Here is a 15,029-nt window from a genome sequence, read left to right on the forward strand (position 1 = left end):
AGGTTAAAGCTATAGATTTTCCTCTATAGCTTTTTCATTTCTTTAAAAGGGGGTAGTCAAAATGAAGCAACTCTCTTTTGCAGTAATTGGAGCTGGGAATGGGGGTCAAGCGATATCCGGGCATCTCGCTTTAAAAGGTTATAAAGTTAATTTGTTCAATAGAACCTATCAAAAATTACTTCCTATTATAGAAAAAGGTGGAATTGAACTAGAAGGAGAAGTGGAAGGCTTTGGTAAGTTAAATGTGATAACTGATGACATGGAGAAAGCTATTAGAGATGTTGACATAATTTTAGTTGTAGTTCCTGCTTCTGCCCATTATAAAATTGCTGAAGAGATGCTGCCATATCTTAAGGATGGTCAAATAATTGTATTAAATCCTGGAAGAACTGGTGGTGCTTTAGAGCTTTATAATGTTATAAGAAAAAGAGGAGATTTAGATGTAGTTATTGCAGAAACAGATACTTTTATATATGCCTGCAGGTCTTCCATGGGAAAATCGAAAATATATAAGATAAAGGAAGTTGTATCTGTTGCTGCAATACCTAAAGATAGAACACAAATGGTGGTGGAAGCACTTAATACTGCCTTTTCTCAATTTATTCCAGCACAAAATGTTCTTGAAACGAGTTTTAACAATTTTGGAGCTGTTTTTCATCCTACACCCACTCTTTTGAATGCAGCGAGAATAGAAACTACTAAAGGTAATTTTGAATATTATCGTGAAGGTATTTCTCCTTCTGTTGCAAAGATATTGGAGAAAATAGACAATGAGAGAATGATGGTGGCAAAAACCCTGGGTGTAAACGCTATTTCAGCTAAAAGATGGCTAAAAGAAAGTTATAATACGGAAGGAGAAAATCTATATGAGGCAATTCAAAATACAAAAGCTTATGTTGGTTTATTAGCTCCTCAAACATTAGACTGTCGTTATATATTTGAAGACGTTCCTATGAGTTTGGTGCCTATGTCTTCTATAGGGAAAGAAATAGGCATTAAGACTCCAACTATTGATGCTGTTATACATCTTGCTTCAGTTATGCATGGAAAAGATTATTGGAAAATTGGAAGAACGGCTGAAAAGCTTGGCATACAAGGTATGACAGTTGAAGAAATTATAGAATTGGTGGAAGGAAAAAGAAAGGAGGTAACGACAGCATGAAAAAGTTAATTGTAGCGGCAGCGATAGGCAATTGCGTCCATGTAGCAGGTGTGTATAATTTTTTGAGATTTGCAGAACAGCAAGGTTATGAGACTGTATTTTTAGGCCCTGCAGTTCCTATTAAAAAATTGATTGAAGCTGTTAAAGAACATAAGCCAGAGATTGTAGGAGTAAGCTTTAGACTAACTCCGTCAGCTCTTGAAAAACTTTTAGAAGAACTTAAAAGAGAAATAGAATTTAACAATTTAAAAGATATAAAATGGGTGTTTGGTGGTACAGAACCTAATGCAGAAGTAGCGAGAAGGTCGGGAATATTTGCAGCAGTTTTTGATGGTAAAAATGGCGATGAAGCTACAATTAATTTTTTAAGAGGAGGAAGTACAAATCATAGACAGCGGGTTTTTGCTGATACACTAATAGGAAGAATAGAGGACAAATTCCCCTATCCTATCATAAGACACCACTTTGGGCTTCCTTCATTGGAAGATACTATAGAAGGTGTTAAGAAGATAGCAGAGGCAGAAATTTTAGATGTAATTTCTCTTGCCCCAGACCAAAATGCACAAGAACACTTCTTTGATAAAAAATATGACAAAGCTTTAGATGGAGCAGGCGGTGTCCCTATAAGAAAGGAAGAAGACTTATTAAGGATATATGAGGCTTCAAGAAGAGGTAATTATCCTCTTTTAAGGTGCTATAGTGGCACAAATGACGTATTTAAGATGGCAGAAATGCTTTTAAGAACGATCCACAATGCGTGGGCAGCAATACCACTTAGCTGGTACAATGTTCTCGATGGAAGAGGTCCAAGAGATGTTAATACTTCAATCAGAGAAAATCAACAATTGATGAAATGGCACGCCGAAAGGGGTGTACCAGTGGAGGTAAATGAGCCACACCATTGGAGCTTGAGGGATGCTCATGATGTAATTGGGGTAACAATGGCATATCTTGCGGCATATAATGCAAAGAAAATGGGTGTTAGAGACTATGTAGCTCAGTTTATGTTTAACGTGCCTGCTTCTATTTCACCAAAAATGGATTTGGCAAAGATGTTGGCTAAGATAGAGCTAATAGAAGAATTGCAAGATGAAAATTTCAGAGTTATAAGGCAAGCAAGAGCAGGACTTGCAAGTTTTCCAACTGACCTTTTAGAGGCTAAAGGCCAATTGGCTTCTAGTGCTTATCTCTCTATGGCTATAAGACCTCATATATATCACGTAGTGGGATATTGTGAAGCTCATCATGCTGCAACGCCAGAAGATATAATTGAAAGCGTTAAAATAGTAAAAGCCGTGATAAAAAACTCTATGTTTGGAATGCCTGATTTGACTCAGGATAAAGAAGTAATTCAAAGAAAAGAACAGTTAAAGAAAGAGACAAGGGTTTTATTGGAAGCGATAAAGAGCTTGGCACCTCACAGTCCTGATCCACTTTCTGATCCAGACGTATTAGCATTGGCTATAAAGATTGGTCTATTAGATGCACCTCATCTCAAAGGTAACAAATACGCTAAAGGAGCACTACAAACCAAAGTTATAGATGGGGCATGCTATGCTTATGACTATGAAAAACACAGAATAATACCTGAAAAAGAAAGGGTAGAAAAGATTTTACGTGAATATGGAAAATCAACTATAGAAGTGTGAAAATTCAGGAACGTAAGATCTTTTCTTACGTTCCTATTTAATTTGTTTTATATCTAAAAGGGAGGAATGATAGGAAATGTGTGGATTAGCAGGAATTATAGGAACTGGTGATAAGAGCAAAGTACAAAGGATGCTTGAGAAAATACGACATCGTGGCCCGGATGAGTCAGGTATTTTTGCAGACGAAAATATTACATTAGGCCATAATAGGTTGACAATAATTGACCTTTATCATGGACGGCAACCTATAAAAAACGAAGATGGCAGATATTGGCTTATTTATAATGGAGAAATTTACAATTACCAATTATTGCATAAAGAGTTAAAAAATCATATTTTCTACACAGATACTGATAGTGAAGTAATAGTTCATTTGTATGAAGAACTAGGTAAAAATTGTGTTAACTATATTGATGGAATGTTTGCTTTAGCTATTTATGACTCTGAAAAAAAGACCATATTTATTGCTCGCGATCCCTTAGGAATAAAGCCATTGTATTATGGTAAAACAAAAGAAGGCTATTTTGCCTTTGCTTCAGAGATCAAAGCACTTCAGGAAGTAACTGATGATATAAATGAATTTCCTAATGGATATATTTATACAACTGGAAACGGATTTGAGAGATATTATTCAATTCCGCAGGATCCGATGCATTTTGCAGATGTTGATAATATTATTAATGGATTAAGGCTTAGATTAGAGGATTCAGTAAGAAAAAGGTTGATTGCTGATGTGCCTGTTGGAGTATTTTTAAGTGGTGGATTGGATAGTAGCCTTATAGCAGCAATAGCAGCAAAATACAAAAATCCCCTTCACTCATTTGCAGTAGGTGTTGAAGGAAGTAATGACTTAAAGAATGCCAGAGTTGTTGCTGATTATGTAGGTACGATTCACCATGAATTTATTTATACAGAGGAGGACATAAAAAAAGTTTTGCCCAAAGTTATATATCATCTTGAATCCTGTGATCCAGCCTTAGTCAGAAGTGCTGTTGCAACATATTTTGTATCAAAACTTGCAAGCAATTACGTAAAAGTTATCCTTTCGGGAGAAGGTGCTGATGAGTTATTTAGCGGATACCATTACCTTAAAAATTATACAAATCCTTGGGAATTACAATCTGAATTAAAATATATAACTCGAAATTTGCATAATACAAATCTTCAAAGAGTTGACAGAATGACAATGGCACATTCCATTGAGGGACGTGTACCATTTTTAGATTTAGAAGTATTACGGTATGCATTTAAAATAATACCATCCTTTAAAATTAACGGCCGAGAAAAAACTGAAAAGTGGATACTTAGAAAGCTTGCAGAAAATTATTTACCAGAATCAATTGTATGGAGAAGAAAAGAAAAATTTTCAATAGGAACTGGTACATCTGAAATATTAAATAAAATAGCCGAATCAGAAATTAGTGATGCAGAGTACCTAAAAAATAGATTTCTACCTAACGGTTTTGAAATAAAGTCTAAAGAAGAGTTGTATTATTTTAAAATTTTAAAAAGATTTTTTAATGTTGATTCCTTTATAAAGGACATGGGAAGAAGTAGGAGTCTCAATGACAACCAAATATATGCATAAAAAAGGGCATTCTGCCCTTTTTTTAAATCAATATTTTGAAAAAATATATTTCTTTCTATTTCTAATTTTCCGCCTTCTCCAAAGGATAAAAGCTATTCCTAAAATTGCTGTTCCAGTAATGAATCTTACAGGGTTAGTATACATTGTATTTTTTACCTCAGAAGATTGTACATCTTTATAATAATTTCCCCAAAAGTTTTTATAAACAGATTCGGCTGCAATAAGAGGATTGGTACCTATTTCCTTTTCATTTAAAGTGTATTTAATGTATCCTAATGTTTCTCCTTTATTTATTGGCGCTTTTATGTTTTTATTTAATATTATTTGAGCTTCTATAGAATTTTCTTGCCCTTTGGGGACTTCATAATAAAAGTCTTCTTTCGCTATAAGAGGAAGTTTAAAGTGAGATTTTCCTAAGTCGATATATGTTACTACCTCACCTTTTTCTGTTTTTTTCACTAAAGTAAAGTTTTGAAATCCGTAGTCTAAAAGCTTTATAGTATCTGTCCAGATATTTGTTCCTTGGTCTCCCATTATGACGGATATAAGTCTATGTCCATTTCTTGTTGCAGAAGCTACTAAAACTTGACCTGCTGCAACCGTGTATCCCGTTTTTACTCCATCAGCGCCTTCATAGTGAAAGCTCGAAGGTTTAATTAAGCGATTGCTTAACCATAGGTCTCTTACTTTCTCAAACTTATTAGTAGGGGGAATTTGATAATGTATTGTAGTTACTATTTTTCTAAATTCAGGGTTTTGCATTGCATACCTTGCTATTAATGCCATATCGTAAGGGGTGGAATAATGATTTTCATCAGGGAGACCATTTGGATTTACAAAATGACTATCATGAGCCCCAATTTCCTTAGCTTTTTCATTCATTATTTTAGCAAAATTTTCTACACTTCCCCCAATATATTCAGCGATGGCGATGGCAGCATCATTAGCTGATTCTAGCATAATAGCATAGAGTAACTGCTCTAAAGTGAGCTTTTCACCGGGAGAAAGATAGATAGAATTTCCGTCTATTTTTGTAACATTATCGCTTGCAGTTACGATATCATTTAAGTTTCCTCTTTCGATGGCAATAATTGCAGTAAGAATCTTGGTTGTACTGGCAGGGTACATTCTTTTGTGCATATTTTTATCATATAACACTTGGCCAGTAGTAAAATCCATTAATACTGCAGTTGGACCAACTATTTCTGGCTTTTGTGTAATAGCATAGATAGGAGTAATTTGACCTATTACAATGAATAGTACAATTAAAAATATCAATATTTTTTTCATTTTTATGCCTCCAATTTATGCTGATATTTAAAGTATACCAAAAAAACATGAAAAATAAAAAGGAATTTTTTAATTCATGTAGAAATAAATAAAGGAAGCTGTAAAAAGAGGTGTTAGTATGCCTTATTTTTCAAAAAAACAGCAATATGCTATAGTTGTTATATTATGCTTTATATTGGCATTTTCAGGATATATAATTTACAAAAATTATAAATTAAAAAATGAATTTGTCGTCAATGCAAGCAATGAGAGTGTGTCAATGGAAAGAATTGTAAAAAATGAAGAGAACAAAGAAAAGCCTTTGGAAATAAAAGTATATGTGACAGGATTAGTAAAAAATCCAGGAGTTTACACTATGAAAGAAGGAGAAAGGATTATAGATGCTATAAATAAAGCAGGAGGACCTTTGGAAGAAGCAGACCTCACAAATATAAATCTCGCGCAGAAAGTTAAGGATGAACAAATGATAAGAGTTCCAAAAAAGGGTGAAACAAATAATATTTCTCCTACTAGTGCAATACAAAAAAATGAAAAAATAAATATAAATACTGCGACTAAAGAAGAATTGCAAACTTTGCCAGGAATAGGACCTGTGACGGCTGAAAGGATAATTGAATTTAGAGAAAGTAAAGGCTCCTTTAAAAAAATTGAAGACATAATGAATGTTCCTAGAATAGGTCCTAAAATGTTTGAACAGATAAAAGACAAGATTACTGTGGACTAACTGATGTTAAATAGTTCCATGTAGAACAAAAAATGCTATATTAAATGAGGGGTTTTATGAAAAAGTTAATAGCTATTATAATTGGGATTATATTTTTATTTAATTTTATACTAGTACCAGCGCAAAATGATACTTCTTCGGATTTTGATAAGGCGAAGCAGGAGGAACAAAAACTTGTATTAGAGCTATTAAATCTTGAGGTAGAAAGGCTTAAAACTCAAAAATCTTTGGACGATTTAACAATAGAGATTGAAAATTTAACTGTAGCTATTCAGGAAAAATATAAAGAAATACAAATGGTAGATAAAGACATAGAAAATGAAAAAGAGATAGTAAAGACTTGGTTTAGGTTTTTGTATATGGATGGGACAAATGCCATATTATCACTTCTACTTATGTCACAAAATTCTAGTGAATTATTGCATAGGCTTATTTACATAGACATTGTAACCAATTATTTTTACAATAAACTAGAAAATTTAAATAAGCTTGTAAAATATAAAAGAGAAGAGGAAAATAGATTAACCTCTCAAAGATTGCAGCTTATAGAAAAACAAAAAGAACAAATAGAATTGCTAAAAAAAATAGATGAATTAAGGTTAGCTAAAAGCCAAATGTTAGACGAAATAAAAAAGAAAATCGCAGATTATCAAAAGATATTTGCAATGGCTGATAATTTGGGCAAAATGTTTCCTTCTTTAGATTATTTATTAAGCCACCTTTCTCAATTTCCATGGGATACTTTGGAGTATAAGGATTTGAGTTTTTCCTTTTTTAACGTATCAGCTTCTTTTACTGATGTTGATGTAACAAAGATGATACGCTCTTATAGTGATAAGTTAAAAGATCTAACAGTATCTTTTAGTAAAGAAGGTTTTGAAATAAAAGATGATGATTTATACACTTTAAAAGGTAATTTTGTGATAGAAGATAACAAAATTAAATTGTTAATAAATTCTCTAAATATAGGGGATATAAAAATTAGTGGTCAGTTGCTTCAAAAAATTCTTTATGGCTATGACACGACTATAAACATTAAAATTCCTGTTGAAGGATTTAAATTAAAAAAGGTGGAGGCAGAAGAAGGCTATGTAAAGTTTACTTTAGAAAAATAGTTTTTTATAAAACTTCTTTTTTAGAATGGGCAATTCTAGCACAAGCTGCGGCGATTATTGCAGCTACTAGGTCATCAATAAAGGTATTACACTTTTTTTCTTTATCTTCATTAAGTTTTCCTATTATGCCGGGTTTTACTTTATCAAGATATCCAAAATTAGTAAGACCTATAGAACCATAAACATTTGTAATGCTTAAGGCTAAAATTTCATCAATGCCATATAAGGGTTCATCTCTTTTTAAAATGGACAAAAGAGGTTCTTCTAATAGGTCTTTTTCTGCTAGTTTGTCTAAAGCGATTCCTGTCAAGATTGCATTTTGAACTTCCCTTTTCTCAAGTACATGATGTAAATTTTCTATGCATTCCTCTATTGTTAAATCATCGTAATATTTTTTTTGCAAGTCTAATACTAATACTGCCATATCTTCTAATGTAACTCCTCTTTCTTCTAAAAGGTTTATAGCAATATCTTTCATTTTAACAGCTCCTTTTTTAAGTTTATAGTATGATTATACCACAAATTTTTGTTGAAATACTTCTTTGTTGAAAAAACACTTCAATTAAAGTATAATCAAAATAGTTTAAACTTATGAAGAGGTGAGAAGATGAGTGAAGTAAGAGCAAGATTTGCTCCAAGTCCTACAGGGAGTTTACATATAGGTGGTGCCAGAACTGCTCTCTTTAATTGGCTTTTTGCAAGGCACAATGGAGGAAAATTTATTTTAAGGGTTGATGATACTGATTTAGAAAGGTCAACAGAAGAATCCATGAAAGGAATACTTGATGGACTTCGGTGGTTAGGTATTGATTGGGATGAAGGACCTATCTACCAATCGCAAAGGATAGAAGAATATAGAAAATTTGCAAATAAATTATTAGAGGAAGGAAAGGCTTACTACTGTTTTTGCACAAAAGAAGAGTTAGAAGAAATGAGAAAGCAGGCAGAAAGAGAAGGCAGACCTCCAATGTATACGGGGAAATGTAGAAATTTGACTAAAGAGCAAATAGTGGAGTATTTAAGGCAGGGGAGAAAACCTGTAATAAGATTAAAAGTACCTCAACAAGGGAAGACAGTGGTTCACGACATAATAAGAGGGGATGTAGAGTTTGATAATTCCACCTTTGATGACTTTATAATTATGAAATCAGATAACATGCCTACTTATAACTTCGCTACTGTGGTAGATGATTACCAAATGGGGATAACTCATGTCATCCGGGCAGAGGAACATTTGTCAAATACTCCAAAGCAAATACTAATTTATGAAGCTTTAGGATTAGGAATTCCTCAATTTGCTCATGTGTCTATGGTTTTAGCTCCTGATAGGAGTAAACTTAGTAAAAGACATGGAGCGACTTCTGTGCAGGAGTTTAGAGACCAGGGGTATCTTCCTGAAGCAATTATAAATTATATAACCTTGCTGGGATGGATGCCAAAAAATGGGGAAGAAATTTTTGATGTGTCAAAAAGCATAAAAGAATTTACTTTGGAAAGGGTATCAAAAAATCCAGCTGTTTACGATGTACAAAAGCTGACTTGGATAAACGGCCATTACATAAGGAATTATGATCTAGATAAATTAACTGAAGCAGTTATCCCATTTTTGAAAGCTAAAAACTTAATTAGGGAGGATTTCGATTATGATTATATCAAAAAAATAGTAAGTGCAGTAAGAGAAAGGGAAAAAACTCTTGTGGATATAGCTGATGCAATGAGTTATTATTTTACAGAAGTTAATGAATATGAGGAAAAAGGAGTTAAAAAGTATTTTACTAAAGAAAAAGTTGTGGATATCCTAAGAAAAGCAGTAGTGACTTTAAAAGAAGTCGAGCCTTTTAATAAATTTACAACTGAGGAATCCTATCGCAAACTTGTGGAGGAATTGCAAATATCTAGTGGTGAACTTTTCCATCCCACGAGATTAGCTATTTCGGGGAGAACTTTTGGACCAGGACTATTTGACATAATGGAACTTTTGGGAAAAGAAACAACTATAGAGAGAATTGAAAAAGCCATAGATTTTATTGAAAAGATGAAGAAATAATAAAAATATTGACATGGTATACAATTTTTACTATTATGATAATAGTATTACCCTTATAAGGGTGATACTATTATTTTAACCCATGGAAGGGTGATATTGTGAGTACATAGTGATAATAGGAGACATAATTGGTTCACGAGAATTGTTGGCAAAAGGGATTAAATTCCATTGCAAGATATAAAGAGTTAGATAATAAAGATTTTGCAGAATACTATTTAATAGGGACAATGTTAAGTATGCTCATAGCTCTTTTTGGAGGTTTACTGATAAAAGCTATATTAAAAATATAAAAGGCATCCACCGAATGCCTTTTTCTTCATTTTTTATATTGGTAGCCCCAAGGGGACTCGAACCCCTGTCTTCGCCGTGAGAGGGCGATGTCCTAGGCCGCTAGACGATGGGGCCAGAATGGCTGCCGAACTAGGACTCGAACCTAGACTAGATGATCCAGAGTCACCTGTGCTACCATTACACCATTCGGCAGCGCCTTGACGAAAGTAATTATAACATAGGTTTTATAATTTGACAATACCCCTCATATTTTTTAAAATTTTATTTAATTCTTAAAGTTTAATTTGATTATTTACAATTCTGTATAAATAATTTATAATTTTTCTGGAGCTACATACTGTATACAGGGAGGGGAAAATAATGGCACATTATATCACTGATGAATGTATAAGCTGCGGAGCTTGTGCGGCTGAATGCCCGGTAGATGCTATCCATGAAGGGGATGGAAAATACGAGATTGACCCTGATACTTGTATTGACTGTGGTGCTTGTGAAGCTGTGTGCCCAACAGGTGCTATAAAAGCTGAATAACTAAAAAAACAAAAAGCCCCCAAATAGGGCTTTTTGTTTTTTATATTACATTGACTAAACTCTTTTTAAGTGATAAAATTTTGCTAAATTAATTTGAAGTAAAGGAGGAGTCATAATGGGGTTAGTATATGTAAATGGAGAATTTGTAGACAGTGAAAAAGCTTCAGTCTCGGTTTTTGACCATGGCTATCTTTATGGGGATGGCATTTTTGAGGGCATAAGGGCTTATGATGGAGTTATATTCAAACTTGATGAGCACTTAAGAAGGCTTTATAGTATGGCAAAAGCACTTCTTCTCGACATTCCTATGACGATAGAGGAGATGAAAGAAAAAGTTGTTGAAACGGTAAGAGTTAATAATCTAAGAGATGCTTATATAAGGCTTGTAGTATCGAGAGGAAAAGGTGATTTAGGCCTTGACCCATATAAATGTCCCAAACCTACAGTCGTAATAATAGCTGATAAGATTACTTTATATCCTGAATCTATGTATCAAAACGGCTTAAAAATTATCACCTCTACTTATAGGAGAAATTCTATTCAGGCTTTAGATCCCCAGATAAAGTCATTAAATTATTTAAACAACATACTTGCAAAAATTGAAGCAGTAAAAGCAGGATATCCTGAAGCTCTTATATTAAACCAAGAAGGATATGTGGCTGAATGTACCGGTGACAATATTTTTATAGTTTCAAATGGTACTTTATATGCTCCTCCTTCCGCAGTAGGAGCATTAGGAGGAATTACAAGAGCTACGGTTATTGATATAGCAAAGCAATTAAGGATCCCTTTTGAAGAAAAGTATTTTTCGTTGTTTAATGTCTACACTGCAGATGAATGTTTCTTGACAGGTACAGCTGCTGAAGCAATACCAGTAGTAGAGGTAGATCATAGGTCAATAGGGGATGGGAAACCTGGTCCCATAACGAAAAAGATAATAGAAGAGTTTAGAAAACTCACTACTGTTTTAGGGACAAAAGTTTATGAATAAGAATTGCATGGATGACTTCCATGCAATTCTTATAAAGAAGGGATGATTGCTATGACAGAAAAGCTTTTTTATGAGGATAGTTATATTACTGAATTTGATGCTAATATCATAGATAAAAGAAAAATGAATAACAAATGGAAAATAGTGTTAGACAAAACTTGTTTTTATCCTGAAAGTGGAGGTCAACCAAGTGATACCGGCATAATCGACGGTAGTAAAGTTTACAAAGTATATGAGGAAAACGATACTGTATATCATGTTATAGATAAATGTCCTGAGATTATAAAAGTACATTGCCAAGTTGATTGGGAGAGAAGATTTGACCACATGCAGCAGCACACAGGACAACATCTTTTATCAGCTGTTTTGGAGAAAAAATATGGAGCTCATACGCAAAGCTTTTCTATTGGGAATAATTCTTCCCACATAACTATAACAAAAGATACTTTCAACGAAGAAGAGGCTTTTGAAGTAGAAAAAGAAGTAAATGGCTTGATATACAAAAATATACCTGTTAAGACTTATTTTGCAGATGAAGAATTGTTAAAAAAGCTACCTCTTAGAAAGTCTCCACAAGTCAATGAAAATATAAGAATAGTAGAGATAGAAGGGATAGATTATTCTCCTTGTGGGGGCACTCACGTTAGGACTACAGGAGAAATAGGAATTGTGAAAATAAAAAATTGGGGAAAAAACAATAAAGGCATAAGGTTGGAATTTGTAGCTGGATTTAGAGCACTATACGATTATCACATAAAAAATAATTATGTAAATGCTCTTTCTCGCCTTCTTTCCGAACAAGAAGAGAATATTTTAGAACATGTGTCAAAATTACTTGAAGAGAATAAAGAGGTTAAAAAAGAAGTTAATATTTTGAAAGAAAACATGTTGTTAGAAGAGTCAAGGAATCTGATAACAAGTTCAGAGTTATATGGTGGTATACGCATAGTATACAAGCTTTATGAAAATAGAAGGGCAGAAGAGCTAAAAATGTTAGCTAAATACATAGCTTCTAATGACAAATGTATAGCTATACTTGGGAATAAAAGAGGAGAAACAGGAGATTTAGTGGTTTCAAGATCTGGCGATGTGGACATTGTGGTGAATGGATTTTTTAAAGAGGTATTAAGGGTTTTTGACGGAAAAGGTGGAGGAAATGCTTATATTTGCCAAGGTGGAGGCTCCCCAGACAGATTAGAATTAGCAATGGACAAGGCGTTGAGTATTGTTATAGACGAAATAAATAAAATGTAAAAAATTTTGAAATTTTAGCAGGAAATTTATAACATATATAGAATATATTATAATAAATATTTAAAATGGGGAGAGTAGGGAAATGGGTGTAGCAAAAAAAGTAGAGGAAGAATTAAAACGAAACATGGAGAGAATTAAGGAAAAAATAAAAAGTGATGATATCTTAAATAGGATGCTAGCCAATGAAGCATGGCAGATAAATGAGGGAGAAAATGATTGGAAAGTAGAGTGTGGACGAGAAATTGTAGAAATTTATAAGAAATTGGTTAATATAGTAGATAAATTAAGGGTTGTTTCTTAATAAAACCTATTGTAATTTTTGTATTATGATGGTAAAATTGTATATACGAACTTTTAAAAAGGGGTAAACAAAATGAAAAGTAATGAAGCCTTAGAAATACAGATAAGTGTTTTGCGGAAAGAACTGGATAACCTTGTTACTAAAGAAGAGATTGACTATGAAAAAGTGCTTGATATAAGTCGTAAACTAGATGATTTGATTGTTTCATATATAATTACCAAAAAAGATAGGTATTCCGCAGTGGGAAACTATATCTAAAGCCTTTTAAGACTTTTAATAAAAGAAGGCTTTTCTTTTTTTGTTATTATATTGTTATGATTGCACCATTACAATTGTATGTTATAATATAACTATCATACATACATTTATTGGAGGTGGAAATATGGAACAAAATAACGTTAAAAAAATAGTATATGGGGCTTTTATGATGGCATTGGTTACTATTGGTACTATGGTGATTCAGATACCAACTCCGGCTACAAAAGGCTATATAAACGTAGGTGATTCTTTTATATTCTTGACTTCTACTTTATTTGGTCCTACAATGGGATTTGTAACTGGAGGAATTGGTTCAGCTTTAGCGGACTTATTGTCAGGCTATGCATATTGGGCACCGTGGACTTTTATAATTAAAGGGATAGAAGGGTTGATTGTTGGACTTATGTATAAAAAATATATTAATGAATATTTAAGGGTTGTTTCTCTTGTCATAGGAGCCTTATGGATGGTGTTAGGATACTATATCGCAGGAGGAATTATGTACGGTTTTAAAACTTCATTAGTTGATGTACCAAGTAATTTAGTGCAGGGTTTTGCAAGTATAATAATAGGGTATATTTTGATACGCTTGATATCTCGATTGGAACTATTTAACAAAGTGTAGCAGGGATTTTTAAACCTTGCTTTTTTTTATGTAAAAATATATCATTATATAGGGAAAGGAAAATTGGGGTGAGAAAAATGATAAATACATTTTTATTTGACTTGGACGGGACATTGCTTCCTGTCGATACGGAGAAGATGTTAGAGGAATACTTTTTAAGTCTTACAAAAAAGCTTTCCAATCTATTTGATCCTCATTTTCTGTTTAAAAGCCTTTATAGTGCTAGTATGGACATGATAAACAATTTGGACCCCAACAAAACCAATGAAGAGGTGTTTTTTGAGTCTTTTTTAAAAAAAGTTAATTATCCAAAAGAAGAATTGTATGTACTTTTTGAAGACTTTTATTTAAATGATTACAAAGAATTGGGGAAAAATATTAAAGCTAATGAATACGTCAAGAAGGCTTTAGAGATTTTGAAAGAAAAAGGCTATACACTTGTTTTAGCAACCAATCCTGTATTTCCAAGAATTGCAATTTTAGAGAGGCTTAGATGGGCAGGCCTTAATGAAAGTTATTTTGACTTTATAACTACTTATGAAAATATGCATTTTTGTAAACCCCATATACAATACTATGAAGAGATATTAAAAATTATAGATAAAAAGCCGGAAAATTGTTATATGGTGGGAAATGATGTGGAAGAGGACTTGATAGCTTTTAAGTTGGGGATGAAGACTTTTTTAATTGAGGACTATATGATAAATAGAAATTCAAAAAATATAGTAGCGACACAAAGGGGTAGTTACAAAGATTTTTGTGAGTTTGTCTCTAAACTTTGATAAAAAGGAGGTCAAAACAGTTGGAATTAGTAGTAAAAAATGATATAATTTTAATTGGGTGATGATGAATGTTATTAACTATAAAAAAGGTTAAATAGCTATATGATATAAGCAGAATTACGTTAATAAACTGGGAAAAGGAAGGATTAATAACCCCAGTTAGAACACCAAAAGGAAGAAGAAGGTACAAAAAAGAAGATATAGAGAAATTATTAGGCATGCTGGAAGAAGAACCAAAACCTAAAGTAGTTTTGTATGCAAGAGTGTCCACAAAGAAACAAGAAGAATATCTTAAGAATCAAATTAGAAGGCTTGAAGAATACGCTAATTTCCAGGGATGGCAGTATGAAGTCATATCTGAAATAGCAAGTGGAGTAAATGAAAACAGGAGAGGCTTATTAAAGCTTTTAAATAAAATCAA

General features: G+C 32.9%; 17 protein-coding genes and 2 tRNA genes. 15 read left to right on the forward strand and 4 right to left on the reverse strand.

Features of this window, described 5'->3' with window-relative positions; all coding sequences use genetic code 11:
- Positions 1–61: 61 nt before the first annotated feature.
- The 3 genes from BUB32_RS09615 to asnB all read left to right on the forward strand — a co-directional run bounded on the left by BUB32_RS09615 (position 62) and on the right by asnB (position 4,399).
- Positions 62–1,162, forward strand: coding sequence for an NAD/NADP-dependent octopine/nopaline dehydrogenase family protein (locus BUB32_RS09615; protein ID WP_072969193.1), 1,101 nt, complete (start codon positions 62–64; stop codon positions 1,160–1,162).
- Positions 1,159–2,811: a cobalamin-dependent protein gene (locus BUB32_RS09620; protein WP_072969194.1), complete on the forward strand. Its 1,653-nt coding sequence runs from the start codon at positions 1,159–1,161 to the stop codon at positions 2,809–2,811. Before BUB32_RS09615 ends, BUB32_RS09620 begins: the two co-directional genes overlap by 4 nt.
- Positions 2,812–2,887: 76 nt before the next feature.
- A complete protein-coding gene (gene asnB / locus BUB32_RS09625) occupies positions 2,888–4,399 on the forward strand; it encodes an asparagine synthase B (RefSeq protein WP_072969195.1) in 1,512 nt (503 codons plus the stop codon).
- A 27-nt stretch (positions 4,400–4,426) separates the two neighbouring features.
- Here the strand turns inward: asnB and BUB32_RS09630 are convergent, their stop codons facing one another.
- Positions 4,427–5,689 carry a D-alanyl-D-alanine carboxypeptidase family protein gene (locus BUB32_RS09630; protein ID WP_072969196.1) on the reverse strand — a complete coding sequence of 421 codons (1,263 nt, stop codon included), beginning with the start codon at positions 5,687–5,689 and terminating at the stop codon, positions 4,427–4,429.
- 118 nt (positions 5,690–5,807) lie between these two features.
- Between BUB32_RS09630 and BUB32_RS09635 the strand changes: the two genes are divergently transcribed.
- Positions 5,808–6,413, forward strand: coding sequence for a helix-hairpin-helix domain-containing protein (locus BUB32_RS09635; RefSeq protein ID WP_072969197.1), 606 nt, complete (start codon positions 5,808–5,810; stop codon positions 6,411–6,413).
- 56 nt (positions 6,414–6,469) lie between these two features.
- On the forward strand, positions 6,470–7,528 hold the full coding sequence (locus tag BUB32_RS09640; protein WP_072969198.1) for a coiled-coil domain-containing protein: 1,059 nt from the start codon (positions 6,470–6,472) through the stop codon (positions 7,526–7,528).
- Between the two features lie 4 nt (positions 7,529–7,532).
- Here the strand turns inward: BUB32_RS09640 and BUB32_RS09645 are convergent, their stop codons facing one another.
- Positions 7,533–8,006 (reverse strand): phosphatidylglycerophosphatase A family protein, encoded by a 474-nt coding sequence (locus tag BUB32_RS09645; protein ID WP_042832781.1) that lies wholly within the window; start codon positions 8,004–8,006, stop codon positions 7,533–7,535.
- A 129-nt stretch (positions 8,007–8,135) separates the two neighbouring features.
- Between BUB32_RS09645 and gltX the strand changes: the two genes are divergently transcribed.
- A complete protein-coding gene (gltX, locus tag BUB32_RS09650) occupies positions 8,136–9,575 on the forward strand; it encodes a glutamate--tRNA ligase (RefSeq protein ID WP_072969199.1) in 1,440 nt (479 codons plus the stop codon).
- Between the two features lie 128 nt (positions 9,576–9,703).
- Complete coding sequence (locus BUB32_RS12985; RefSeq protein WP_200773875.1) at positions 9,704–9,865, forward strand: hypothetical protein; 162 nt, start codon at positions 9,704–9,706, stop codon at positions 9,863–9,865.
- 39 nt (positions 9,866–9,904) lie between these two features.
- On the opposite strand, the gene BUB32_RS09655 is transcribed toward BUB32_RS12985, so the two are convergent.
- Together BUB32_RS09655 and BUB32_RS09660 are read right to left on the reverse strand one after the other, a co-directional pair.
- A tRNA-Glu gene (locus BUB32_RS09655) sits at positions 9,905–9,980 on the reverse strand.
- A 4-nt stretch (positions 9,981–9,984) separates the two neighbouring features.
- Positions 9,985–10,058, reverse strand: a tRNA-Gln gene (locus tag BUB32_RS09660).
- Positions 10,059–10,226: 168 nt separating this feature from the next.
- Here BUB32_RS09660 and BUB32_RS09665 point away from each other — a divergent pair.
- From BUB32_RS09665 to BUB32_RS09700, 8 genes are all read left to right on the forward strand, one after another.
- Positions 10,227–10,397: a DUF362 domain-containing protein gene (locus tag BUB32_RS09665; RefSeq protein WP_003869538.1), complete on the forward strand. Its 171-nt coding sequence runs from the start codon at positions 10,227–10,229 to the stop codon at positions 10,395–10,397.
- Positions 10,398–10,512: 115 nt separating this feature from the next.
- Positions 10,513–11,388 (forward strand): branched-chain-amino-acid transaminase, encoded by an 876-nt coding sequence (ilvE, locus tag BUB32_RS09670; RefSeq protein ID WP_072969200.1) that lies wholly within the window; start codon positions 10,513–10,515, stop codon positions 11,386–11,388.
- Positions 11,389–11,439: 51 nt separating this feature from the next.
- Positions 11,440–12,642 carry an alanyl-tRNA editing protein gene (locus BUB32_RS09675; RefSeq protein WP_072969201.1) on the forward strand — a complete coding sequence of 401 codons (1,203 nt, stop codon included), beginning with the start codon at positions 11,440–11,442 and terminating at the stop codon, positions 12,640–12,642.
- Between the two features lie 82 nt (positions 12,643–12,724).
- Positions 12,725–12,943, forward strand: coding sequence for a hypothetical protein (locus tag BUB32_RS09680; RefSeq protein ID WP_072969202.1), 219 nt, complete (start codon positions 12,725–12,727; stop codon positions 12,941–12,943).
- 72 nt (positions 12,944–13,015) lie between these two features.
- Positions 13,016–13,201 (forward strand): aspartyl-phosphate phosphatase Spo0E family protein, encoded by a 186-nt coding sequence (locus tag BUB32_RS09685; protein ID WP_042832788.1) that lies wholly within the window; start codon positions 13,016–13,018, stop codon positions 13,199–13,201.
- A gap of 124 nt (positions 13,202–13,325) precedes the next feature.
- Positions 13,326–13,826 (forward strand): ECF transporter S component, encoded by a 501-nt coding sequence (locus tag BUB32_RS09690; protein ID WP_072969203.1) that lies wholly within the window; start codon positions 13,326–13,328, stop codon positions 13,824–13,826.
- A gap of 77 nt (positions 13,827–13,903) precedes the next feature.
- The gene (locus BUB32_RS09695; RefSeq protein WP_072969204.1) at positions 13,904–14,608 is read left to right on the forward strand and encodes an HAD family hydrolase; all 705 of its coding nucleotides are present in this window, start codon (positions 13,904–13,906) and stop codon (positions 14,606–14,608) included.
- A 107-nt stretch (positions 14,609–14,715) separates the two neighbouring features.
- The coding region (locus BUB32_RS09700; protein ID WP_234949267.1) for an IS607 family transposase at positions 14,716–15,029 on the forward strand (314 nt) is incomplete at its 3' end.

Origin of the sequence: Thermoanaerobacter uzonensis DSM 18761 (genome assembly GCF_900129115.1) — a bacterium.
GTDB classification, from domain to species: Bacteria; Bacillota; Thermoanaerobacteria; order Thermoanaerobacterales; family Thermoanaerobacteraceae; genus Thermoanaerobacter; species Thermoanaerobacter uzonensis.